Source organism: Rhizobium sp. WYJ-E13 (assembly GCF_018987265.1).
Lineage (GTDB): Bacteria > Pseudomonadota > Alphaproteobacteria > Rhizobiales > Rhizobiaceae > Rhizobium.
This window is the reverse complement of sequence record NZ_CP076853.1, coordinates 1,503,269-1,525,660: the sequence shown is the minus strand read 5'-3', so window position 1 is coordinate 1,525,660 and position 22,392 is coordinate 1,503,269. Positions and strand designations below refer to the sequence as shown.

Annotated in this window: 25 protein-coding genes and 1 tRNA gene; 6 read left to right on the top strand and 20 right to left on the bottom strand. The window is 59.4% G+C overall.

All coding sequences use genetic code 11. The annotated features are described in order from the left end of the window. Window positions 1–52: 52 nt before the first annotated feature. The 9 genes from KQ933_RS07655 to KQ933_RS07615 all read right to left on the bottom strand — a co-directional run bounded on the left by KQ933_RS07655 (window position 53) and on the right by KQ933_RS07615 (window position 6,906). Window positions 53–757: a hypothetical protein gene (locus KQ933_RS07655; RefSeq protein WP_216758115.1), complete on the bottom strand. Its 705-nt coding sequence runs from the start codon at window positions 755–757 to the stop codon at window positions 53–55. A 97-nt stretch (window positions 758–854) separates the two neighbouring features. Then, entirely contained in the window at window positions 855–1,781 is a 927-nt protein-coding gene (locus KQ933_RS07650; protein WP_216758114.1) for a DMT family transporter, read from the bottom strand. A 63-nt stretch (window positions 1,782–1,844) separates the two neighbouring features. After that, window positions 1,845–2,570: a lipoyl(octanoyl) transferase LipB gene (lipB, locus tag KQ933_RS07645; RefSeq protein ID WP_216758113.1), complete on the bottom strand. Its 726-nt coding sequence runs from the start codon at window positions 2,568–2,570 to the stop codon at window positions 1,845–1,847. 125 nt (window positions 2,571–2,695) lie between these two features. After that, a complete protein-coding gene (locus KQ933_RS07640) occupies window positions 2,696–3,859 on the bottom strand; it encodes a glutathionylspermidine synthase family protein (protein ID WP_216758111.1) in 1,164 nt (387 codons plus the stop codon). Window positions 3,860–3,869: 10 nt separating this feature from the next. Beyond that, window positions 3,870–4,442, bottom strand: a complete 573-nt coding sequence (locus KQ933_RS07635) for a DUF1190 domain-containing protein (RefSeq protein WP_216758106.1) — start codon at window positions 4,440–4,442, stop codon at window positions 3,870–3,872. A gap of 433 nt (window positions 4,443–4,875) precedes the next feature. Beyond that, window positions 4,876–4,960, bottom strand: a tRNA-Leu gene (locus KQ933_RS07630). Window positions 4,961–5,133: 173 nt separating this feature from the next. Then, on the bottom strand, window positions 5,134–5,505 hold the full coding sequence (locus tag KQ933_RS07625; protein ID WP_216758105.1) for a hypothetical protein: 372 nt from the start codon (window positions 5,503–5,505) through the stop codon (window positions 5,134–5,136). A 330-nt stretch (window positions 5,506–5,835) separates the two neighbouring features. Further along, complete coding sequence (locus KQ933_RS07620) at window positions 5,836–6,333, bottom strand: BON domain-containing protein (protein WP_216758103.1); 498 nt, start codon at window positions 6,331–6,333, stop codon at window positions 5,836–5,838. Window positions 6,334–6,411: 78 nt separating this feature from the next. Then, complete coding sequence (locus KQ933_RS07615) at window positions 6,412–6,906, bottom strand: peptide deformylase (RefSeq protein WP_216758101.1); 495 nt, start codon at window positions 6,904–6,906, stop codon at window positions 6,412–6,414. Between the two features lie 341 nt (window positions 6,907–7,247). Here KQ933_RS07615 and mgtE point away from each other — a divergent pair, with 341 nt between their 5' ends. Further along, window positions 7,248–8,663 carry a magnesium transporter gene (mgtE, locus tag KQ933_RS07610; RefSeq protein ID WP_216758099.1) on the top strand — a complete coding sequence of 472 codons (1,416 nt, stop codon included), beginning with the start codon at window positions 7,248–7,250 and terminating at the stop codon, window positions 8,661–8,663. Between the two features lie 61 nt (window positions 8,664–8,724). Next, entirely contained in the window at window positions 8,725–9,117 is a 393-nt protein-coding gene (locus KQ933_RS07605) for a MerR family DNA-binding transcriptional regulator (RefSeq protein WP_183735014.1), read from the top strand. A gap of 22 nt (window positions 9,118–9,139) precedes the next feature. On the opposite strand, the gene KQ933_RS07600 is transcribed toward KQ933_RS07605, so the two are convergent. After that, a complete protein-coding gene (locus KQ933_RS07600) occupies window positions 9,140–10,141 on the bottom strand; it encodes a heparan-alpha-glucosaminide N-acetyltransferase (RefSeq protein WP_216758098.1) in 1,002 nt (333 codons plus the stop codon). Continuing rightward, the gene (locus tag KQ933_RS07595; RefSeq protein WP_183735108.1) at window positions 10,142–10,909 is read right to left on the bottom strand and encodes a DUF599 domain-containing protein; all 768 of its coding nucleotides are present in this window, start codon (window positions 10,907–10,909) and stop codon (window positions 10,142–10,144) included. Window positions 10,910–11,121: 212 nt separating this feature from the next. Here KQ933_RS07595 and KQ933_RS07590 point away from each other — a divergent pair, with 212 nt between their 5' ends. Beyond that, the gene (locus KQ933_RS07590) at window positions 11,122–12,528 is read left to right on the top strand and encodes an L-serine ammonia-lyase (RefSeq protein ID WP_216758096.1); all 1,407 of its coding nucleotides are present in this window, start codon (window positions 11,122–11,124) and stop codon (window positions 12,526–12,528) included. Between the two features lie 61 nt (window positions 12,529–12,589). Next, entirely contained in the window at window positions 12,590–13,027 is a 438-nt protein-coding gene (locus tag KQ933_RS07585; protein WP_216758095.1) for a DUF1489 family protein, read from the top strand. A 6-nt stretch (window positions 13,028–13,033) separates the two neighbouring features. Here KQ933_RS07585 and KQ933_RS07580 read toward each other — a convergent pair whose 3' ends face one another. The 8 genes from KQ933_RS07580 to KQ933_RS07545 all read right to left on the bottom strand — a co-directional run bounded on the left by KQ933_RS07580 (window position 13,034) and on the right by KQ933_RS07545 (window position 19,869). After that, complete coding sequence (locus KQ933_RS07580) at window positions 13,034–13,309, bottom strand: hypothetical protein (RefSeq protein ID WP_216758093.1); 276 nt, start codon at window positions 13,307–13,309, stop codon at window positions 13,034–13,036. Window positions 13,310–13,523: 214 nt separating this feature from the next. Further along, entirely contained in the window at window positions 13,524–15,095 is a 1,572-nt protein-coding gene (locus KQ933_RS07575) for a serine hydrolase (RefSeq protein ID WP_216758091.1), read from the bottom strand. A gap of 119 nt (window positions 15,096–15,214) precedes the next feature. Next, window positions 15,215–15,961, bottom strand: a complete 747-nt coding sequence (locus KQ933_RS07570) for a hypothetical protein (RefSeq protein WP_216758090.1) — start codon at window positions 15,959–15,961, stop codon at window positions 15,215–15,217. 218 nt (window positions 15,962–16,179) lie between these two features. Further along, on the bottom strand, window positions 16,180–16,785 hold the full coding sequence (locus tag KQ933_RS07565) for a transglutaminase-like cysteine peptidase (protein ID WP_216758088.1): 606 nt from the start codon (window positions 16,783–16,785) through the stop codon (window positions 16,180–16,182). 381 nt (window positions 16,786–17,166) lie between these two features. Further along, window positions 17,167–18,126: a prolyl aminopeptidase gene (gene pip / locus KQ933_RS07560; RefSeq protein WP_216758087.1), complete on the bottom strand. Its 960-nt coding sequence runs from the start codon at window positions 18,124–18,126 to the stop codon at window positions 17,167–17,169. Window positions 18,127–18,264: 138 nt separating this feature from the next. Continuing rightward, a complete protein-coding gene (locus tag KQ933_RS07555) occupies window positions 18,265–18,876 on the bottom strand; it encodes a PilZ domain-containing protein (RefSeq protein WP_216758086.1) in 612 nt (203 codons plus the stop codon). A 122-nt stretch (window positions 18,877–18,998) separates the two neighbouring features. Next, window positions 18,999–19,616, bottom strand: a complete 618-nt coding sequence (locus KQ933_RS07550) for a PAS domain-containing protein (protein WP_216758085.1) — start codon at window positions 19,614–19,616, stop codon at window positions 18,999–19,001. Between the two features lie 19 nt (window positions 19,617–19,635). After that, window positions 19,636–19,869, bottom strand: coding sequence for a hypothetical protein (locus KQ933_RS07545; protein WP_216758084.1), 234 nt, complete (start codon window positions 19,867–19,869; stop codon window positions 19,636–19,638). Window positions 19,870–20,007: 138 nt separating this feature from the next. Between KQ933_RS07545 and KQ933_RS07540 the strand changes: the two genes are divergently transcribed. Next, window positions 20,008–20,787: a rhomboid family intramembrane serine protease gene (locus tag KQ933_RS07540; protein ID WP_216758083.1), complete on the top strand. Its 780-nt coding sequence runs from the start codon at window positions 20,008–20,010 to the stop codon at window positions 20,785–20,787. A 99-nt stretch (window positions 20,788–20,886) separates the two neighbouring features. Further along, window positions 20,887–21,321, top strand: coding sequence for a CBS domain-containing protein (locus KQ933_RS07535; RefSeq protein ID WP_216758082.1), 435 nt, complete (start codon window positions 20,887–20,889; stop codon window positions 21,319–21,321). Between the two features lie 15 nt (window positions 21,322–21,336). On the opposite strand, the gene KQ933_RS07530 is transcribed toward KQ933_RS07535, so the two are convergent. Further along, window positions 21,337–22,305 carry a patatin-like phospholipase family protein gene (locus tag KQ933_RS07530; RefSeq protein ID WP_216758081.1) on the bottom strand — a complete coding sequence of 323 codons (969 nt, stop codon included), beginning with the start codon at window positions 22,303–22,305 and terminating at the stop codon, window positions 21,337–21,339. Between the last annotated feature and the right edge of the window lie 87 nt (window positions 22,306–22,392).

Here is a 22,392-nt window from a genome sequence, read left to right as displayed (position 1 = left end):
TTTTACGCATAAAAAGCCGGAACGCACAATCGGGCTGACGGATCACGGCAGATCAGGCAACGACAGCTTCGACGACCGGCTCTTCATCGATGATGCGCAGCCAACGGCTCCGTCTGGGTTCGGCATAGTCCCTGAGCTCGACGGCAGCCATGATCTCGCCCCAGCGCTGGTGATTGGCGCCGGGCTGGGTTGCTGCCTCGATACGCTGCAGGACTCCGTATTCCACCGGAGAAACGCCGATGATACCGCCTTCGCTGACGCTTCTCAGAATCCGCATGACATAGTCGACATCCTGGCGCGCGATGCTTCTACGGTCGGTGGCGCGGGTCAGCCTGTAGCCACCAATATCCTCTGACAGCGCCAGGCGAAGCTGGTCGAGCGCCAGCGCCCGCAGCTCATCGGGAACATAGGCGCTGAGTTCCATGACATGCAGGATGAGCTCGAGCTCGAGCGCGGAATTGACGACGCCGTCGGTCGTGAACATGCGCATGATCCATGCGACATTGATCTCGTCCAGTGAGCCCTGCGGATAAGTGTAATCGACGATGAAGCCTGCCAGCTGCTCGACGAAGAACGTATTCCATTCGGAGCATTTTTCGGGGCAGGAACTATTGAGCGCCAACATCACCACGACATGATCGGATGTCCGGATTCCCTCCGGAAAGGTGTGTTTGCGCAGCAGGACAATGTCTTCGGCCGTCAGCCGATGCTTCCCGGCGACGACGCACGCCGGAAAAGCGAGACGGAACTCACTCATGTTTTATCTCCAGACTTCATCATGAAGTCGGAAGTGGTTTTATCGATGCCGAATTGAAGATCCCTCAAGAAGGACGGTTAACCCTCGATGCGGCATTTCATGCGGATTTTAATGATCGCGCCTGCAAACGCTCGCGCCAGATGATGAAAAGCCCCGATGCGACGATGATGGCGATCCCGATCCATTTGGAAACATTCGGAAAATCGCCGAAGAGGGCATAGCCGAGCACGGTCGCCGAAATGATCTCGAAATATTGGAACGGCGCCAGCAGCGACAGCGGCGCCAGGCGAAAAGCCTTAACAACCAGCATATGTGCATAGCCTGAGATCGTGCCGAGGATCAGCAGCAGGACGAGGCCAAGCCAGGAGGCGGGCAGGGAGGGCGTGAAGTCGGCACTGCCGAGGCCACTTCCGACAAACATTGCGCCCGCCATGAAGATCGTGCCGCCGATGCCGGACATGGTTTGCATCGTCAGCGGCGAATCCGCCTCGCCGATGGCGCGATTAAGGAAAAGATAAAGCGAGAAGAGGAAGGCGCAGAAGACCGGCAGCAGCGCCTTCAGGCCGAAGATCTCGTAGCTCGGCTGAATAACGATCATGGCACCGCCAAAACCAACGACGATCGCCATCCAACGACGCCAGCCGACCTTGTCTCCCAGGAACAGCGCCGAAAGTGCAGTCAGCATGAAAGGCTCAACGAAATAAATGGCGAAGACGTCGGCGAGCGGCATGTATTTGACCGCGACGAAGAAGAGCAGGCTGGCCGCGCCATGCAGCGCGCCGCGCAGCAGGTTCATCCATGGGCGCTTGGCCGACAGCGCCTGTATGCCGAACATGGCAAACAGGATCGGCAGGATGCAGACGAGCTGGAAGAAGAAGCGGTAGAAAGTTACCTGTCCGGGCGACATCCCCTCGAAGGTCGCCATATATTTGGCGATCGCATCCATCGTCGGCAGGATGGCCATGGCGCCGGCCATGATGGCCATGCCCTGGAGCGGATTCTGGGTGGAGGGAGATTCGGACATGATGGCAGCTTCTTGCGGATGATGTCATCAACCACAGGAAGCCCGGGCAATCAAGAACGGCAATCAGGGACAGAGTGCGCTATCGTTGATGGTTTCGCCGAAGATCTCTTCGAACGCGGCGCGCAGGCGGATATCGGCATCGATCATCGTTACGAGCAAGCCGAGATCGACGAGGCTGGTGACGCCATAGGCCGAGATGCCACAGGGCACGATGCCGTTGAAATGATCGAGATCGGGATCGACGTTCAGCGACAGGCCGTGGAAGGTCACCCATTTGCGCAGGCGGATGCCGAGCGCGGCAATCTTGTCTTCCGCCATGGTGCCGTCAGGTAGCAGCGGCCTTTCCGGCCGGCGGACCCAGACGCCGACGCGATCCTCGCGGCGTTCGCCGCGCACATTCATCGAATCGAGCGTACGGATGATGACTTCTTCGAGTGCCGCGACGAAGGCGCGCACATCCTGCCTGCGGCGCTTGAGATCGAGCATGACATAGGCGACGCGTTGGCCGGGGCCGTGATAGGTATATTCGCCGCCGCGGCCCGTCGCGAAGACCGGGAAACGATCGGGCTGGACGAGATCTTTCGCATCGGCGCTGGTACCCGCCGTATAAAGCGGCGGATGCTCCAGCAGCCAGACGAGCTCGTCGCCGCCTTCGGAAATCGCTGCCACTTCCCGCTCCATCGTCTCCACCGCCTCCGCATAGGGAACGAGCCCATCGGAAATGCGCCAGCGCACGGGGCGCGAACCAAGTTTCGGGAGCATGGAGAAATCGAGATCGGTGCGTAGCATGGCAGTCCTTGGCGCTATCCGCAAAAGGAGAGGGCGGGCGCGGGCTTCTATATGGACTTGGGCGAAGAGGGATTCAATCGCTCTTTGCGGCGAGCAGCCGTCTCGGAGACGCAGCCCGCGCGCAATCAATCCATGATGAAATGCGGGACGAAGCGGGAGAGGTTCTGGGTGATCGGCGATTTGTCTTCGCGGATGCAGATGCCGCAGGCTTCGCCCGCTACGACCCAGGAACCGATAACGGCATAGTCGTCGCCGAATTGCGGAAGCAGGCAGGCCTCCTGCACGACATAGCCTTCTTCGCCATATTCGCCGTCCACCGCGATCGTCTTTCCCTCCGATGTCAGCGTGACATTTGCACCTTCGCGCGACAGCAACGGCTTACGAACCGAATCTTCAAGCCGCTGGGCGCGCGGATCATCGGCAAAATAGGCCGGCAGAAGATTCGGATGGTTGGGCGCCATTTCCCAGAGGACGGGCAGGAGGCCCTTGTTCGACAGGGTCATCTTCCACAGGGGCTCGTGGATCTTCGTGAGCGTGGAGCTGAGGTGCGCGCCAAAATCCTCGTGGACCATAAATTCCAGCGGATAGAGCTTGAAGAGGTTTTCCATTCGACGGTCCTCCAGATCGGTGAACCAGTTTTCGGGATCGATACCGATCTCCTTCATGTCGAGCAGCACGACTTCGAAGCCCGCCTGAAACGCGACATCCGCCAAATATTTCGTGGTGAGATAATCTTCTTCATTGTCGGTGATGCAGCCGAAATGGAAGACGCCGCTGTCGCTGGAGTTCTTGAAATACTGGAAAGCGCCGATCAGCTGCTCGTGGATCGAATTGAACTGATCGGCATCGGCATTCAGCCGGCCAAGTCGCTTCATGTCCTCAAGCCATTCCCACTGGATGACGGCGCTTTCGAAAAGCGAAGTCGGCGTATCGGCATTGAATTCGAACAGCTTTGCCGGACCCTTGCCATCGTAACGCAGGTCGAAGCGGCCGTAGATATCGCGATCGGACCATTTCCACGACCGCTGGATTGCCTCATGGAATTCGGCCGGGATCGCCATGCGCGTCATCAATGCGGGATCGGCGCAGATGCAATCGACCGCCTTATAGCAGAGCTGCAGGATCTCGTTGGTCGGGTCTTCGAGATCGTCTTCGATCTGAGCGAGTGTGAACTGGTAGGCGTTACGCTCATCCCAATAGGGCTCGCCATACATATGGTGAATGGTGAAATCGAGCGCTTCCACCTTGCGGGTCCAGTCCGGCCTTTCGCCTGTTGCAATGCGCTTCATATTCAGCCCCTCAAGAAGCGGAAACGTGGCGCGTACCGAAACCGGAGCGGGCAAGCGTGGTCGTACGGACATCGGGACTGATGAGCGCTCCATTGCCATAAGTCATTTTGAAGCCCCCCACTTTGTTGGTGACCAACCAGCCGTCAGCATTCACGAAGCCCGGGATATGGCTGCTTTCATAAAGCGCCGATGCCGGTACGGCCGGATAATAGACGCCATTGACGCTCTTTTCGGCTCGACCGATGAGATAGCCCCATTGATAGGGGCTGTAATGTCCTGCACCGCCACCATGCGCTGAACTTGTCTGTTCACAGCGGCCGTTGCCGAATTCCTCCTCGCAATCCTCGCGGTTCTGATAGGAAGGCGCATTTTTCAGATGCTCGGCACGGGCAGTCTCGAAGCTGCTCTTGCAGTCGTCCGGACCAAACTTGCTATCCTTGAGACAATCGTCAAGCGTCTTATAGGCCGCCGTCTCAGTCTCGCCGATGGAACGCTCCACGAGATAGATCGCGAAAATGAACGTTCCAAGAATGGCAAGCTTCACGCCTCTTTTGACGTATCGCTCGCGATCTTCCGGTGTCATGCGATTCCCCAATCGTCAGATAGCTGTGCGCTCGCGCAATCACAGCAGAAAGCGCTAAGCCGAAATATCCGGCTTGAGTTCAAAGGTGTGTAAAAGCTGGATTGCCTCGAGCCGGCTCTATCCCCTACGGTGACCGACCTGGCGACCGGTCACCCGTCTTGCGACTCGTCAAAAATTGCTGATCGAAATGATCTTCATGAATGAACACCCCTGGACTCTTAACCGTTCCATTTATGTTCTCAATTCAAGATGGAAGTCAAGCAGGAGATTGCGCATCAGAATTGCAGTCCGAACAGTCAGGCTGCTACACTCTCTGCACGGGCGGGATCTGCAGGAAGGTGTGCCGAAGGTATTGCGACTTATGGCAGGCGGATTAAGACCAGAGAACTAAACCCTTGGCCAAAAAGAAAAAACCCGCCGAAGCGGGTTTCTTTGGTGCGGTCGAGAAGACTCGAACTTCCACGGGTTGCCCCACAGCGACCTCAACGCTGCGCGTCTACCAATTCCGCCACGACCGCATCGTGGTAGGCCGATTTGCGTCGGCGAGGCAGCATGTAGCAAAAGCCTCTGACGGACACAAGCGCGATGTGACAGTTTTTTTTAAAAGCTTGCGGGAGATGTGGATTACGCCGCGTGGGACATTGAATTTACAAAAGAAAAGGGCCGGAAACCGGCCCTTTCTCGGATCATGTCAGTGCATCGCGCGGCATGCTTCGGTCCGGCTTGCGCCGCTATCGGCACCCTTCTGGTGCGACCCCTTCGGGCCGATCATGCTGTGGCAATCCGGAAGCGGCTTGATGCTCGCCGTTGCCGTGTTGTCGACTTTCGCGGGCTTGGCCATCGCGACGGGTGCGAAACCGTCGCTGTCATTCGTATAGTCGCTGGAATAGGCCGGGGGGGTCGCATGCGTTGGGTAGTGGACGGGCTTTGCCGGCGCGACCGGCGTTGGATAGAGACCGTCACCATCATTGGAATAGTCGTCCATATATTTCGGCTGTGCAAAAGCGGCACTTGCCATGCTGACGGCAAACAGGGTGGCGGCGACGGCGAACTTCATGCGCATGGGTCTATCTCCTCAATCTGTTGTTGAATTTAACAACGCAAAACCAACCCTCGGCGAGATCAAGTCCGCTCCTCAATTCGGGCAATTTTGTGAGAAAGATGACAGCCCTCTTGCGACGTTTTGTCCAAATGAAATCACATGTTTGTCAACGCTCTTGAGTAGCGCGCTACCTTAGCCGGCGCACTTAATCGCCTGAGATTCCAGCGCTTTCACCCGGATGATAATCCTACAATCTCTAATTGATTACCTATTTGTAATCTTAGAGACATGAAAGCCGGAAAGCGGAGTGCTTTCCGGCTTTCAAATGTGGCGATTTCGTGTCTTTTGGCCTTAATCCTCGTTCGGGATGTGGGCATCGACGCCGGTCATCCGCAGGTGGTTTCTCACCCGACGGACACCATCCACGGAGAGGGCACCCAGCTCGACCTTGCGGGCGATGCCGATGGTTTCAACTGAACCTTCCAGCGTCACGGTATGGCCATCGGCGTGAACTTCGACACTGTCGACATCCACGTCGGGGATATTCTCCAGATTCTCGGTGACGCGGGCTTCGAGCTCGTCGCTCTCATCTCGGTCGATCGTATCAGGCTCAAGCGAATCCTTGAGCCGGTTTTCGTTGCCTTCCTCGTCCGTGCCATCGATGCGGAAGCCGCTATTGCGGTCGCTGTCGAAATTGGCCGAGGTTTCCCCATAGGGGCGGTTTTGACTGCCGGCGGCCTTGGCGCCGTTGCCATCGGCGTAGGGCCAGCCATCATCCAAGTTGCGTGCCTCGAAATCGCGGTAATCCTCTTCGCGGGAAAGCGAGGTCTTGTCATTCTTTCCAGGCATTGCCGTCTCCTTCCGGGTTTCCGTCTGCAGGGCAAACGCCGGAAGGCTGCTATTGGTTCGGCCGACAGCGGCGAGGCCTCAGCCTTTCATCTTTTCCCATTTCCTGATCAGCCGGTCACGCTTCAGCCGCGACAGGCGCTGCAGCCAGAAAATGCCGTCGAGCTGATCGACCTCATGCTGGATGCAGACAGCGAGGAAGTCCGATGCCTCTTCTTCGTGCTGCTGGCCTTCGAGATCCTGATAGCGGAAGCGAATCGCCTTTGAGCGCACGACCTCATCCGTGGCGCCGGGCATGGACACGCTGCCCTCCATATGAACCATCGTCTCGTTCGAGAACCAGATAATGTCGGGATTGACGCAAATGCGCACGCCATAAGCCTTGTCGAGTTCCAGCACGGTCAGGCGCTGGAAGACGCCGATATGGGCAGCGGTAATGCCGACACCGGGTGCTGCGCGCATCGTCTGCAGCAAATCGTCGGCGAGCTCTGACAGGGCCGAATCGAACGAGGTTACCGGTGTGCAGACCGTCTTCAGGCCGGGATGCGGATAGCGGAGAATCGGGCGGATCGGCACGGCTAAGCTTCCTTTCGATAAATGGCGGCGGAAACAGGTGCATCTCCGCTTTTCTTCGAAGCGCGAAAATGCTCCGTTTTTCGTCACGCGGTGCCGGACGCAAAACCGCTACACACTTTTGCTGGCATTGCTTAAAGCCGACCACAGGCATTGTCATCAGAAAGCACGGGTTTGCGCTTTACGGCAGAAATGCTTTCGGCTAGCTGGTCGATCAAGGATTCCGGCAGCGGCAAGGCCAAGGCGGAATTCGCTTATCCGCTTGTTGACAATGCATTTTCAGCCGACATTTTCGAATGCGGCTCGATAGTCTTTGAAATCAGATAGAAATGCGAGGGCGGCATATGACGACGACCGATACCGAAGACCGCATTCGCAAGCGTCCGACCGACGAAGACGTCGATATTTATAACGAAGACGGCAATGTGCGCAGCGATTTCCTGGCGCGGCTGGGTGCAGCCATCGCCGACCGTGACGCGCTGTTTCTTCGCCAGAACGTCGCGCGCCTGCACGAATCGGAAATAGGCGACCTCCTGGAATCGATCCAGCCGGATCAGCGCCTGGCGATGGTGCGTCTGCTCGGCGACGATTTCGACATGACGGCGCTGACCGAGGTGGACGAGACGATCCGCCGCGAGATCGTCGATCAGCTGCCGAACGAGCAGATTGCCGCAGCCATCGGCGAACTGGATTCCGACGATGCCGTCTACATTCTCGAAGACCTCGACCAGGAAGACCGGGAAGAAATTCTCGCGCAGCTGCCGTTTACGGAGCGGGTCCGTCTTCGGCGCGCGCTCGATTATCCCGAAAGCTCGGCCGGCCGGCGCATGCAGACGGAATTCGTCGCCGTGCCGCCATTCTGGACAGTCGGACAGACCATCGACTACATGCGCGACGAAGAGGACCTGCCTTACTCCTTCTCGCAGATCTTCGTCATCGATCCGACCTTCAAACTGCTCGGGGCCGTCGATCTCGACCAGATCCTGCGCACCAAGCGGCAGACGAAGATCGAAGCCATCATGCGGGAAACCAATCATCCGATCCCCGCAGAGATGGACCAGGAAGAGGCCGCCCAGCTCTTCGAACAATACGACCTTCTCTCCGCGGCCGTCGTCGATGAGAACGAACGCCTCGTCGGCGTGCTCACCATCGATGACGTGGTCGACGTGATTCATGAAGAAGCGGACGAGGACATCAAGCGCCTCGGCGGTGTCGGCGACGAAGAGCTGTCCGACAACATCATTTCGACCGTGCGCTCGCGCTTCCTCTGGCTCTTGATCAATCTCGGCACGGCGATGCTGTCAGCCAGCGTGATCGGGCTGTTCGACGGTTCGATCGAAAAGATGATCGCGCTTGCGGTGCTGATGCCGATCGTTGCCTCCATGGGCGGCAATGCCGGCACGCAGACCATGACGGTGACGGTGCGTGCGCTCGCGACCCGCGACCTCGATATCTACAATGCCGGCCGGATCATCCGAAGGGAGGCCGGTGTCGGCATCCTGAACGGAATGCTCTTCGCCTTGCTGCTGGGCATGATCGCCGGCACCTGGTTCCACAATTACCAGCTTGGCGCCGTCATCGGCGCGGCCATGATCATCAATCTGATCGCGGCGGCTCTTGCCGGTATCCTGCTGCCGCTGCTGCTCGACAAGATGGGGGCGGACCCGGCGATCGCTTCGTCCGTGTTCGTCACGACCGTCACCGACTGTACCGGCTTTTTCGCCTTCCTCGGCCTAGCGACATGGTGGTTCGGCATCTGAAGCGCAGAAATTGACTATTACGTAAAAGTCAATATTATGTCAGATCGACGACGGGGATGAGATGCTAGTGAACAAATACTATACTATAACGGAGTTGACGCGCGAATTCGGGGTGTCGACGCGTACGCTTCGCTTCTATGAAGATGAGGGCTTGATTCATCCGGAGCGCCGCGGCCGCACCCGGCTGTTCCGTCCTGCCGACCGGCGCCTCATTCAGGAAATCCTGCGTGGCCGGCGCATCGGCTTCACCATCGCCGAAATCCGGGAAATCATTCAGGTCTACAAAGAGCCGCCGGGCGAACTCGGCCAGCTCAAGCTTTTGATGAAGCGTGTGGACGAAAAGCGGGAAGAGCTGCGCCAGAAGCGCAAGGACATCGACGAAACGATCACAGAGCTCGACAATATCGAGGAGGCCTGCCTCGGCCGCCTCGCCGAGATCGGCGTCACCACCTGATTATTGTCTGATCACTGGCTGATCATTGCTGCGGCGCCGGTTCGATCTGGGCGCTGCACTGGCTGGCGAGCGCCATAATCCGCTCATCATCCGCTTTGACCTCGCCTGCCTGGAATGGCGTGAAGAGCTGCTGTGCCTGCAGTTGATCGAGCGTGCACTGGCAGAAACTGCGGCAAAGCGCTTCGCCCTGTTCGACCGAGCAGGACGTATTGCACTGGCGCAGATAGGTCACGACGGGATCAGGCTTCGGCGGCGCGACGATGAAGGTCAGGCCATAGGCGATGGCGATCAGCACGGGCTGGTGGATCAGATAGAAGGCAAGGCTGTGGCGGCCGAGGCGCGCAAGCCACGTTCCGCCAGTGCCAAGAGCGGCAAGTCGCTGCGGCAGATTCGTCCGGAAGGCGAGGCGCGCAAGGCTCATTCCCAAGAAGAAGGGCGTCGCCCAGGGGAAGAGCGGCACATAGTCGTTCGACCGGTCGGGCGTGGCCGCAAAGCCGAGCCAGGCAAGATATCTCGGATCGAACAGGTGCGAACCCAGTATACCGGGCATGACGAAAGTGTCGGTGATCCAAGCGACGAACAGTGCCAGCGTGACGAGCAGCGTCACCGGCAACGGCAGGCGCAGGAAGACCACGCCTATGAGGCTCAGGACTGCGATGGAATGCAAGATGCCGAAATAGATCCATCCGCCGGGCACCAGATACAGCGTGGCCGCTGAGATCACCCCGGCGGCAGCGGCAATCATCCCGAAACGCTTCCAGAAGGACGGCCAGCGGATCTCCGGCCGGCTTGATAGTACAAGGCTGACGCCGACGATGAAGAGGAACGTTGTGGCGATCGCCCGCGCATAGATCTTCAACCAGCCAGTTTCAGCCGTTCCGGGCGTAAGATAGCCCATGAACTCCAGATCCCAACTAAAGTGGTAGGAGGCCATAGCAAGCAGTGCTGCACCACGCGCCGTATCCACGAGGCCGATACGCGGTGGTTTTGCGTGAGCCGCCGCTTCCGTTGCCGACACTATCATTCACAGTCCCCCGGACAGCTCATCACCGTCACTCGCTGACGGCCTGTCGCGCTGAACAGCAGAAAGGTGGAGATTTGGTGGCGGGTTCGCGTCCATGATGGCGAGGCGCGCTTCCGAGAAGAACTGCCGACGGGTCAGAACGAAGACGACGATCGCCGTCGTACCCATAAAAACATAGGGATTGATGAACCAGCCGAGATAGCCGATCGACAGGAAGATCGCCCTGAGCCCCTCGTTGAAATGGCCGCCGGCGATGACGTTCATGCGGATGACCCGCTCTGCCGCTCGCTCGGCAGCGATCATGTCCTTCTCCGAGTCATGCACCATCGGAATGCCGCCGAAGAGGATGGTGCAATAGTTGAAGAGGCGATAAGCCCAGCCGAACTTGAAGAAGGCGTAGCCGAACAAAGCGGCAAGGCCGCCGACCTTCATCTCAAAGACCGCATGCCCGCTATGGAAGACAAAGGGAAGGTCGGCGAAAACCGCATCCACCTTTTCCGTCGCCCCGAGCAGCGCAAAACAGCTGCCGACCGCGAAGATGGACGTCGAGGCGAAAAAGGCCGTGCCATTCTGCAGCCCGGCCATGATCTGGGTGTCGATCATCTTCAAGTCGCGGCGCAGGGAATTATATATCCATTCACGGCGCCGCTCCACCATGGCATGGGTCAGGCTCGTGCGCCCGAAGAAGGTCTGGCCGCGCAGCAGCCAGGAGTAGCCCATCCAGATAAAGATAAAGAAGGCAAGCGCGATGTAGTCCGCCGTCGTCATCATCAGCGAGTCAGTTCCCGTAGAAATGCGGCCACTCTACAGATGCATTCGAATGCTGCAATGACCGGCAAGATGAGAATCACTGGCAAGACGGGCAGCTTCGAATTAGTGTCCAGCCGGATGTCGCACCGGTTCTAGGCGATGTCGGTCCGCCACGCGGATGCCGAACCGGGTTCGTATAGTCTGCATCGTCAAGTTTAGAAGGCGCCTCCATGTTTCTTTCGGTATTCGATGTGTTCAAGATCGGTGTCGGGCCGTCGAGCTCGCATACGATGGGGCCGATGACGGCTGCCAACCGGTTCCTTGAGCTTATCCTGTCCAACGAATGGCCGCGCCCTTCCACCGGCGCGCAGGTGGCCGCCATCAAGGTGAGCCTGCACGGGTCGCTCGCCCATACGGGTATCGGACACGGCACGGGCAGGGCGGTCATCCTCGGCCTGATGGGCGAAGCGCCCGACAAGGTCGACCCTGATCGCATGGATGTCATCATCGACGAGGTGGAGAAGGCCGGACGGATCAAACCTGAGGGACATCAGACCTATCAGTTCCAGCCGAAAACAGACCTGATCTTCGACAAGAAGCAGCCACTGCCGGGCCACGCCAATGGCATGACCTTCTCCGCCTATGACAAGGACGGCCGGCTGCTCGTCAAGCGCATCTATTATTCCGTCGGCGGTGGCTTCGTCGTCACCGATACGGAGCTGGAGCAGATGCGGGCGCGCAAGAAGGCGTCGCAAGGCACTTACAAGGTGCCTTACCCCTTCGCCAGCGCCAAGCAGATGTTGGAAATGGCCGAACGTGCCGGCCTGTCGATCGCGCAGATGAAGCGCGCCAACGAGGAAAGCCAGCGCAGCCGCGAGGAGCTTGATTCCGGTCTCGACCGCATCTGGGAAGCGATGCGCTCCTGCATCGAACGCGGGCTGAAGGTCGAGGGCATAATGCCCGGCGGCCTCCATGTCAGGCGCCGCGCCAAGCATATTCACGACAAGCTGCAGGAGGAATGGCGCAGCAACCGCGTCAACCCGCTGCTCGCCAATGACTGGCTGAGCGTCTACGCGATGGCGGTCAACGAGGAGAATGCCGCGGGCGGGCGCGTCGTAACCGCGCCGACCAATGGCGCGGCCGGCGTCATTCCCGCGACAATCCGTTATTACGAGCATTTCCATGAAGACTGGGACCAGAAGGGCATTCACGACTATCTGCTGACCGCAGCAGCGATCGGTGGCATCATCAAGCACAATGCGTCGATCTCTGGCGCCGAAGTCGGCTGTCAGGGCGAGGTCGGCTCGGCTGCCGCCATGGCAGCTGCCGGCCTCGCAGCGGTCATGGGCGCCACGCCGGCCCAGATCGAGAATGCCGCGGAAATCGCCCTCGAACATCATCTCGGCATGACCTGCGATCCGATCGCCGGCCTGGTGCAGGTTCCCTGCATCGAGCGCAATGCGCTCGGCGCCGTGAAGGCGGTCACGGCCGCATCCCTCGCAGTGAAGGGCGATGGCCAGCATTTCGTGCCGCTCGATGCCTGTATTGAGACGATGCGCCAGACCGGCTACGACATGAGCGAGAAATACAAGGAAACCTCGACCGGCGGCCTTGCCGTCAACGTCGTCGAATGCTGAGTTTGTGGACGTTTCCCGCTTGTTACTTGACGCTGCCGGTCAAAAGGATTTCAACGGCAGCATGGCACTGAATCTCATCAAACTCTGCGTCGGCTGCGACTCGATAGAAGATCTGCGTGAATGGGTGGCCGAGCGCTCGCTGCGCGCCATTGCCGCCGGTCAAGAGCCACATTCTGTCCATACGACTCGCATGGTGCCCAAACGCGTGGAAGAGCTGCTCGACGGCGGTTCTCTCTATTGGGTGATCAAGGGGCAGGTGCAGGCCCGGCAGAAGATTCTCGACGTCCAGACGTTTACAGACGGAGAGGGGATCGGGCGCTGCCACCTGATGCTCGGCCCCGAGGTAATCGAAACTGCGGTTCAGCCGAAGCGCGCCTTCCAGGGCTGGCGTTATTATCCTGATGAGGATGTGCCGCGCGATCTCGACAGTTTCGGCGCCGGCATTGCGGAACTGCCCGCGGATCTTCGCCGCGAGCTTTTGGAACTCGGCCTACTCTAAAGCACTTCAGCGCAGGCGCAGCACGACGGGCGAGGTGCCATCGGGCGAAGTGATGTGCAAATGGATATGCGCTTCCGGCTGCGAATAGCGCCAGGCCCGCGCGCCGTGACAAAGCAGCAGGTTGATAAGATCACGCGTCTTCGGCGATTTCGCCTTCGGGCGCTGCAGGCCGATTTCGGCGAGGCGGAGTGCTGCTTCGTGCAGCGGATGCAGGCCGGAGCGCCCCTTATTGACCGCCCGGCGCCCTGCAGGCGCATTTGGAACATTCTCGTTGATCGACATCATCTTCCTCGTACGCAATACAAACCGAACTAGGACCGACTGCCGGCAGCGCGAACACCGCAGCCGGCAGGCAGGGGCGCCGCCAAATCAGTCATAAGCAGCGCCAGAGCATTTCCGTTTTTCCTCGAATCCCTAAAATGCTCTATCTCTTTGCTTTCACGCAATTCCGGACGCAAAACGTTCAAGCACTTTTGCTGGAATTGCTCTCGATATCTCATTGAGCCGCCGCCCAGCACTTGACGCCGGCCTTCTTGAGAGCCTTGCAGGCGTTGACCGCATCACGCTGGCCGTCGAATCCGCCGAAGCGGGCGCGAAAGACCTGATCGCCATCATTGGCATAGGCGATAGCGAACGGCTTTGCGGAACTCAGCGCCTTGCCGCCCTTGGCCTTTGCGCTCCGCAGAAGATCCATCGCCGATTCACGGCTCGCGGAAACGCCGATCTGGACAACCCAGCCCGATGGCTGCGGCACTTCCCTGGTGGCAATCTCTTTGGCAGGAGCAGGCTTTGTAGAGGCTGTCGTCAGTTCATCGACTGACGTATCACCCTGTTCCGGCGGCATATAGGCGGGCGCAGGTGTCGGCACGGCGACGGAAGCCTGTTCCTGCTGCTTGATCGCGACGGTCTTGACCTTGGTCGGAGACGGCATCTGCTGCGTTACCAGCGGATTGTCGGTCTTGCGTGTCGATGTCTCTGCGTAGGCGACCTCTGTGCTTGCCGCCTGATAACGTGCGTCCGGAAGCGGACCCTTGTGCGGCAGACCAAGATCGGCTGCGACTGGCAGCTGATTGGCGGCGATCGTTTTCTTTTCCGCGACCTGAGCAACCTTGGCAGGAGAAACCGGAGCAGGCGTTTCGATCATCTCGGGCATCGGCTTCGACTGGGCGACGAGCGTGCCGCCGCTGGTGGAAGCCTTCGGCATATAGGTTGCGAGCAGCTTGCGCATCTGCGCGTCGCGGGCAGGGGTGGACGCCCCGCCAAGAACCACACCGACAATCGACCTGCCATCGACCTGCAGCGAACTGACCAGATTGAAGCCGGCAGCGCGGGTGTAACCGGTCTTGATGCCATCGACACCGCGGACGGAACCGACGAGGCGGTTATGGCTGCGGATCACGCGATTGCCGAACTTGAAGGCGCGCGTACTGAAATAACCATAATATTGCGGGAAATGCTGGCGAAGGGCGATACCGAGGCGGGCTTGGTCGCGGGCCGTCGTCATCTGCGCGGTGTTCGGCAGGCCGTTGGCGTTGCGATAGGTGGTGCGCGTCATGCCGAGCGCATGCGCTTTGGCGGTCATCATCTGGGCGAAGCGATCTTCCGAACCGCCGAGCATTTCGCCAAGCGCCGTCGCCGCATCATTCGCCGAAAGCGTCACGAGGCCGAGGATGCCCTGTTCGACTGTTATCGTGCCGCCGGCGCGAACGCCGAGCTTGGTCGGCGCCTGGGCTGCGGCGTGAGCGGAGAAGGGGACAGGCGTATCAAGGCGAATGCGGCCCTGCTCGAGGGCCTCGAAAGTCATGTAGAGCGTCATCATCTTCGTGAGCGACGCCGGATATTGCAGACGGTCGGCATTCTCACTGTAGAGAACATTCCCGGTCCGGGCATCGACAACGATGCCGGCATATTTCGGATTTGCAGCTTCCGCTTCGGCATTGACCGAGTCGACCGCGACGATCGCGATCGCCATCGAAAGGATCGTCAGCACCTTTGCGAGGAAACCGGCAGACCGCGGCGATGATACGGAGGAAATTGACCTTGACACTATTCGACTCTTCGCTTGCATTTCTGATGTTCGGCGGGCCACACACCCCCTGTTGCGTAACCGGCTGTCTTTGAAAACTACCGGCTCAGCGTTACCAATCCGTTTATGATGAATCGTTTCTTCAGACATTGGTGGGGATTTTAGCGAACTGTTGCAGACTGGCTCACCAGCCGAGTTTGCACAAAGGTCCTGATCGCGGCATCAATATGGCCCCAGTCGGCCAAATGACGGCTTGAGAACCGGTAGAGCACACTCAAGTCCTTGCCGACCTTGATATCGCGCTGGCAATCTCCGCTGGTCGCCGTTTCCACAGATGGGGGCAGAACGCAGCGTACGACATAATCGTCGGCACCTGCACGCGGCGCGGCCAGCAGAACCTCGCCGCTGTAGCCGGCATCGGCACGCAAGCGATGCAACGTCAGGCCATGCGCAAAGGCCTCCGGTGCACCGTCCATGAGATGCGAATAGATCGGCTCCAGCCGGCCCGACATGTCCCGCGACATCGTGCCCTGGGTGATTTGCAGGAAAATCAGGCCCGACGATTGAGCGGTATCGTCGAAACGCTGGCGTGTGTCCTTGCTGTAACCCTGCATTTCCGGCCAAGTGAGGTAGAGATCGACCCGTTCAGCCGCACCGTCATGACGTTCACTCGGGAAGCGAATCGTGTTGGCGGGCAGGCCGACCGTATCGCGGCCGATGGCGAGCGTGATCGTGGTGGTGCTTTCCGTATTGCCAGCAAGTGAAATGTGACGGCCGAACCATCGACCGGCAACGCTGATCGCAACCGTCAGAAGCGCCAGGACCGCAATCGTTACAGTGACACGAACCAGAAAGCGGGTCGAAAGAAGGGGCTGCTCGGCAAGATGGCCCGTGGCGGAATGGCTCATCGTCGTCCTCGGATATCGGGCCGCCGCAGGAAAAACGCGAGTCGTCGGTGCCGGTGTAGAATCTCTGTTGGGGATGATGAGATGGCGGAGTTAATGGGCCGTTAACTCTGTTTTGTGGGAGCGCTACAAAAGAAGCGAGCCGTTCCCGGGACAGCGGGAACGGCTCTGGGCGCCGGTCGGGACGGGGATGCGGGGACTGACCGGGGCCGGTATGCCTGTTACTTCACGCTACCAACAGCCACGGCGCGACCGTCCTGCAGCTTCGTCCAGCGGGCCGGATCGTCAGCGGACTGGCGCTTGAGGTAGGTGTATTCGGTATCCGACCACAGCAGCACCTTGTTGCGCATGTTGTCGAGAACGAAATCACCATGGTCGGTGCGGACCGTCAGCACGGCATGGCCTTCGCCATTCGGCTGCAGCACGACGGTCATCAGCGTGTCTGACGGAGAAAAGCCGGCATCGATCAGCATCTTGCGCTTCAGCAACGCGAAATCCTCGCAGTCGCCGACGGTGCGCGGATAGGCCCAGCGCTCCTCGACACCGTAGATTTCCTTGTCCGTCATCGGCTGGATGGTGGAGTTGACCGTGTAGTTGACCTTGAGAATTTCCTTCCAGCGATCCTCGGTCAGGATCGCCGGGCCGGCATCGCCGCCGGCATAGGCACATTCGCTCGGATTGGCCTGACAGAATTCATAGTGCCCGATCGGCGGGCTCGCATTGCCTGCAAGCGTCATGCCGGCGGGTGATGCCTGTCCTGCGCCCGCCATTGCCACTGCCATAACAACGGCCAGAAGGCCGCCTTTCAGAAGATTTCCAATTGCCATCATCGTCTCCCCGTTATGAGGATGACAATGACACGGACGTTTTTATCTCACGCAAAATTACGCAGTAAAATTAATAGCTTACTTGATTTAAACACGCAACGAACTTGATTCAAATCCATATCGAATACGCCTAAAATTAAGAGCGTATTCGTGTCGAATTCGATTAAAATTGAAGGATTGGGAAAAAGGTTTCCGAGCCGGAAATGGCAGGAAACCGGACAGGCCGTTAACGATTTTCGATATGCCGGGTAAATTTCTGCAATGGGCCGCGGCGGGACGGCAGCCGGCGGACGCCTGATCGAAGCCCACAAACCGCCGGAATCGCGGCTCCAAGAGCCGATTTCGCCTCACGTCCCAAATTTCAGCAAAAAAATAATTTCGTCAGAGATCGCGAAATCTGTTCATCGCACCGACAATCGCGACGGCAATATCTGCATTTGCAGTGGAATGGGCGGCCTTCGGCAACACGATGAGTTCCGCGCCGGGCCATGCGCGGGCAAGTTCCCAGGCGGTGACAAGCGGCGCTTCGATATCGAAACGTCCGTGGATGAGGATTCCGGGAATGCCCGCAAGGCGACCGGCATTCTTCAAGAGTATGCCGTCTTCCAGCCATGCACCCTCGCGGAAATAATGGGTGATGATACGGGCGCGCGTCAGGAGATAGTGTGAATCGGACCAGCGCCGGGGCAGGCCGGCGGGATCGGCAAGCAGAATCGTGGCCGCTTCCCATTCATGCCAGTCGCGCGCCGCCTTCAGTCGCACCTGCTCTTCGGGATCGTTGAGGAGGCCATGGTAGGCGCTTACCCGGTCGATGCTGCGAAGAGCCGGCGGCAGCGCCTCGCCGAAACGGTGCCATTCCTCCGGAAAGAGCGGCGCCATGCCGCGATAGAGCCAGTCGATCTCGGAGCGTCGCGTCGTGGTAACGCCAGCAATCACGATAGCGCTGACATGATCCGGATGGGTTTGCGCATAGGCAAGTGCCAGCGTCGAGCCCCAGGAATTGCCGAAGATCGTCCACTTTTCCACGCCGAAGAGGGTGCGCAGTCTCTCTATGTCCTCGATGAGATGCGCGGTCGTGTTTCGGGAGAGGTCGGCTGCGGCGTCGGCGGCATTCGGCAGGCTGCGTCCGCAATTGCGCTGATCGAAGAGGATGATGCGGTAGACCGAAGGATCGAAATAGCGCCGTGCAGTTGTCGAGCAACCGGAACCCGGTCCGCCATGCAGGGCGAGCGCAGGCTTGCCAGACGGATTACCGCAAGCTTCCCAGTAGACGAGGTTGCCGTCGCCCGTGTCGAGCAAGCCATGTTCGTAAGGTTCGATTTCGGGAAACAGGACTGACATGACGGTGCCCTTCGTTGAGGCGCGCTGTATCCTTCAAGTCTGTAACGGATAGATGACGGATGTGGAATTCCACGGCATCGGCCGTATAGGCTGACAGCTCGAAAACCGAACGCAGAACGGCGGCGCACTTTGCCAGAATTAGAGGAATTCGCGCAGCGTCTCGCGCGACTGGACCGACAGGAACTCGATCGCAACACCTTCTGAGAAGTGGCGAACGACGCGGCCGCGCATGTTGCCGAGACGAACAGGCGTGCCGAGCGGCGGACGCACTTCGCAATCGACGGCGGCGCCCGAGAGCGAAAGGTCCATGATGCGGCAGATATAGAGCGTGCCGTCATCGAGGGTGAGTTCGGTCTTGGTCTCGCGCGGGGTCAGACGATCATGACGGCGATCTTCCGGCAGGCCGAGCTCGTGTTTGTTGGCAAGCCAGGTGAGCTGGGCCGCGAGCTTCTCGCGCTTGCGATCGGTGGCGTTGATCGACATGGTGAAACCGCGCATATCGACCGTCTGCACATGGCCTTCGACGCGGCCGAGATGGTCGATGTAGGCGACGACACGTTCATTGGCGCGCGGGCGGCCGGCGCAGGTGACATACATGTCGCCGGGCGACATATCGATCACCACGCACTCGAATTCCTCGTAATTCGCAAGCATCAGGCGGCCCTGCATATTGATGGGCACGCGCTGGAATACTCCCTGTTCAGGGCGCGGCGCAGGTCTGTGCGTCTGAGCGGACTGGAACGAGTGCATCAAAGGGCTTCTTCATGAAATTGCTAGGCCCAATCCTTACCCCCAATCCATTAACAGAAGGTTGTGGGAGCAGGCGACCTATAACCCTAAAGTACTATGGGCGGTGACCCAAAATCGGACAGTCAGCGAGCAGTTGCCCCATGCAGGAAATGCGACATGACGCGCAGCACGGCCTGGCCGAACGTGGGGTGCTTTTCGGCCGCCACTTCGACGGGACGACGGGGCTCGACCTGGGCTGCGCGACCGAACTTATCGTGCAGCAGGCGGCTGCGGTCGAGGGCAAGAAGCTCCAACGGCACGATCTCCAGCCAGCTTGCGGCAACGGCAGGCGCAATGGCGCCAAGCAGGCGGTCACAGCCACCTTCGTGCGAACGCAGCGGCATCACGATGATCTCGAAGGCTGCGTGATGGCCGGCGGTGCTGTAGCCCGTTGCATTGAAAAGCGTCGGGATGGTGTGATCCATGACGCCTTTGGCGGTTCTTTCGATATCTTCGTTATGACCATTGGCCCAGAGAGAGGAAAAGCGTTCGCCGCGCAGGTCGTGGCCGAAGAGATCGCAGATCTTCGTGCCGGCAAGGCGGAAGCGGATCTGCCGGTCTGCCTCGGTCTCCAGAATGAAGAGGCTCGACAGGAGGTGAGGGATCGCGCCAGGCTCGATCTGCGATTTCAGCGGAGCATCCTGCTCACCGCGCAGAGCATTCCAGTAGTCGAAGATGTCGGTTGTGATCTGAAGGCGCATGACGCTGTCTCATTTCGGTTCAGTGGCGGGCGGTTTTCGCCCCTTCACCTTCTACCTTGCGGATTTCATGCCAAATCCGGGGAGTTAAGGTTAAAAAAGAGTTTTGCTTGAGTGCTGGGGACTGTCGTGAGACCGTTTCTTCATCACTTTGAACAGTGAAGTTCTGCACGATACTGCCAGGGCAGAGGTCATCCATAGAGCGCCGTTCGCCGATTCGGGCGAACAAGGGACGCTCTACTCTTTGAGTACGCATCAGGCTTTCCGAAAATCGATTTCGATGTTCGGGCCGATGCTTGGGAATGCTCAGGCAAGCCGTCCGGCCATACCGGACGGCTTTTTTTTTGAAGCCGGCTCCTGTATGGCTGAGGCCTCAAGACGAGGCGACAAAAGCATGAATGAACAGACGTCCGGGCCTAACCAGGCATTCCAGCCTTCACAGCCCGAGCCGCCCGCCCGGCCGCCGCGCCAGCCGGTTTTCAATCTTCCGCCGGCATTGCTCGCCACGCTGCTGCTGCTGATCCTGATCTATGCCGTGCAATCGCTTCTGCCAGTCGATGGGTTCAACTGGTTCCTGTTCAACTTCGGCTTCATTCCACTGCGTTATGCCGTTTCGCTCGCCGAGCAGGGGCCGCAGCTCTATTGGACGCCCGTCACCTATTCGCTGCTGCATGGTAGCGTCGAGCATATCGTCTTCAACGGGCTATGGCTGATGGCCTTCGGCGCGCCGGTCGTGCGCCGCATCGGCACGGCCCGATATATCGCCTTTTGGGTTCTTTCTTCTGTCGCCTCGGCTGCGCTGCACACGGCGCTGAACTGGGGCAGCGAAGCGCTGCTTATCGGCGCGTCCGGCGTTGTCTCGGGACTGATGGGCTCGGCCTGCCGCTTTGCCTTCCCCTCCGGGCGGCAAATGTTCGGCCCGGCGCATCTCAATCCGCGCCTGTCCGTCACGCAGGCGGTTCAGAGCCGCACCGTGATCATGTTCATGCTTTTCTGGTTGGTCGGCAACGCGCTGATCGCGGTCGGCATCCCGCTTGTCGGCGACGGCAGCCAGGAGATAGCCTGGGATGCGCATATCGGCGGTTTCGTCTTCGGCTTTTTCCTCTTTGCGCTGTTCGACCGAAAACTGCCGCCGGAACCCGTGCCGGAACCTGACGACGAGTTGCAATCCTGACCCAAGCAGTGCACCATTGACCGATCCGCGATTGGAGGAGAGACCACCGCGGAGCCTGTGTTCCCGACAAGGGTTTCACTTTCGCCATAGGAGGTCCGAATGGCCAGTTCCGTCAAAGCAATACTCGATCTGAAGGGTCGTGACGTCGTCACAACCGGGCCAGACACCACGGTTTCGGAGGCGGCTGCGATACTCAGCAAGAAGAAGATCGGTGCGATCGTCGTCGTCGGCATGGAGAACAAGATTTCCGGCATGTTCACCGAGCGCGATCTCGTGCATGTCGTCGCCAAGTCCGGCAAGGACGGGCTCGACCAGACGCTTTCTTCCGTCATGACCTCGAAGGTCTTCCGCTGCAACGAGCAGACCTCGGTCAACGAGCTCATGGAGTTGATGACCAGCAAGCGTTTCCGCCACATTCCGGTCGAGGCCAACGGCAAGCTCGCCGGCATCATCTCGATCGGCGACGTCGTGAAGTCGCGTATCGCCGAGGTCGAGCGCGAGGCCGAAGAGATCAAGGCCTATATTGCGAGCTGATTGGAGATCGGTGAGTCAGGGGTGCCTGGCGTAGAGTTCCTGCATACGCTGCAGCTCGGGCAGCCTTGCCCGGGCTTCCTCATAGCCACGTTCGATGGCTTCCCCTGCGCGATGGAATTCCGACAGGCCGACATCCGACAGGCGCGGCTGCAATGAAATGTCGGGCGGATCGCCGGCAAGGCGGGCGCGGGCGATACGATCCTGAATGATGTTGAAGGCCTGCACCATGACGCCGGTCATGCCGAGCCGCGCGGCATAGGGCGCATTCTTCTGCTGCTGAACTTCAGCTGGCGAGAGGCTGGCATTGTGGCGGACAACGGCGGAACGGCCGTAGAGATCGTAGTTGAGGTTGACGGCGACGACGAGCGGCTGCTCATAGCTGCGGCAGACGGAAACCGGCACGGGATTGACGAGCGCGCCATCGACCAATGTGCGATTATTGCTGCGCACCGGCTCGAAAATGCCGGGCAGGGCATAGGATGCACGGATGGCCGTGATCAGCGAGCCGTTGGCGATCCAGACCTCGTGCCCCGTATTGACCTCGGCCGCGACTGCGACGAAGGGCCGGTCGAGATCTTCGATCGTCAGACCTTCCAGATGTTCCTGCATCCGCTTGGTCAGCCGCATGCCGCCGAAGAGGCCGGAACCGCCGATCGTCAGATCGAGAAGGCTTGCGATGCGGCGCATGGTGAGCGAGCGAGCGAAGTTTTCCAACTCGTCCAGCTTGCCGGCCAGATAGCAGCCGCCGACGAGCGCGCCGATCGAGGTGCCGGCGATCATGCCGATCTCGATGCCGGCCTCATCGAGCGCGCGCAGCACGCCGATATGCGCCCAGCCGCGAGCGGCTCCGCCGCCGAGCGCGAGAGCAAGCTTTGCTTTTTCTTCGGATGCGGGTTGAACGGGGGGAACTGCCATATCCTGAAGCGCTGCCGTGCCTGAACTGCCGCCCTCGGCGCTTTGACGATGCATATTCCAGCCCAGCATGGCGTTCCTCTCTCCCGGCAGAACACTTGGATTTCCATTAGCCGCCCCGAACCCTTTCCAAAGTGTATATGGAGGCGATTTGCGTCG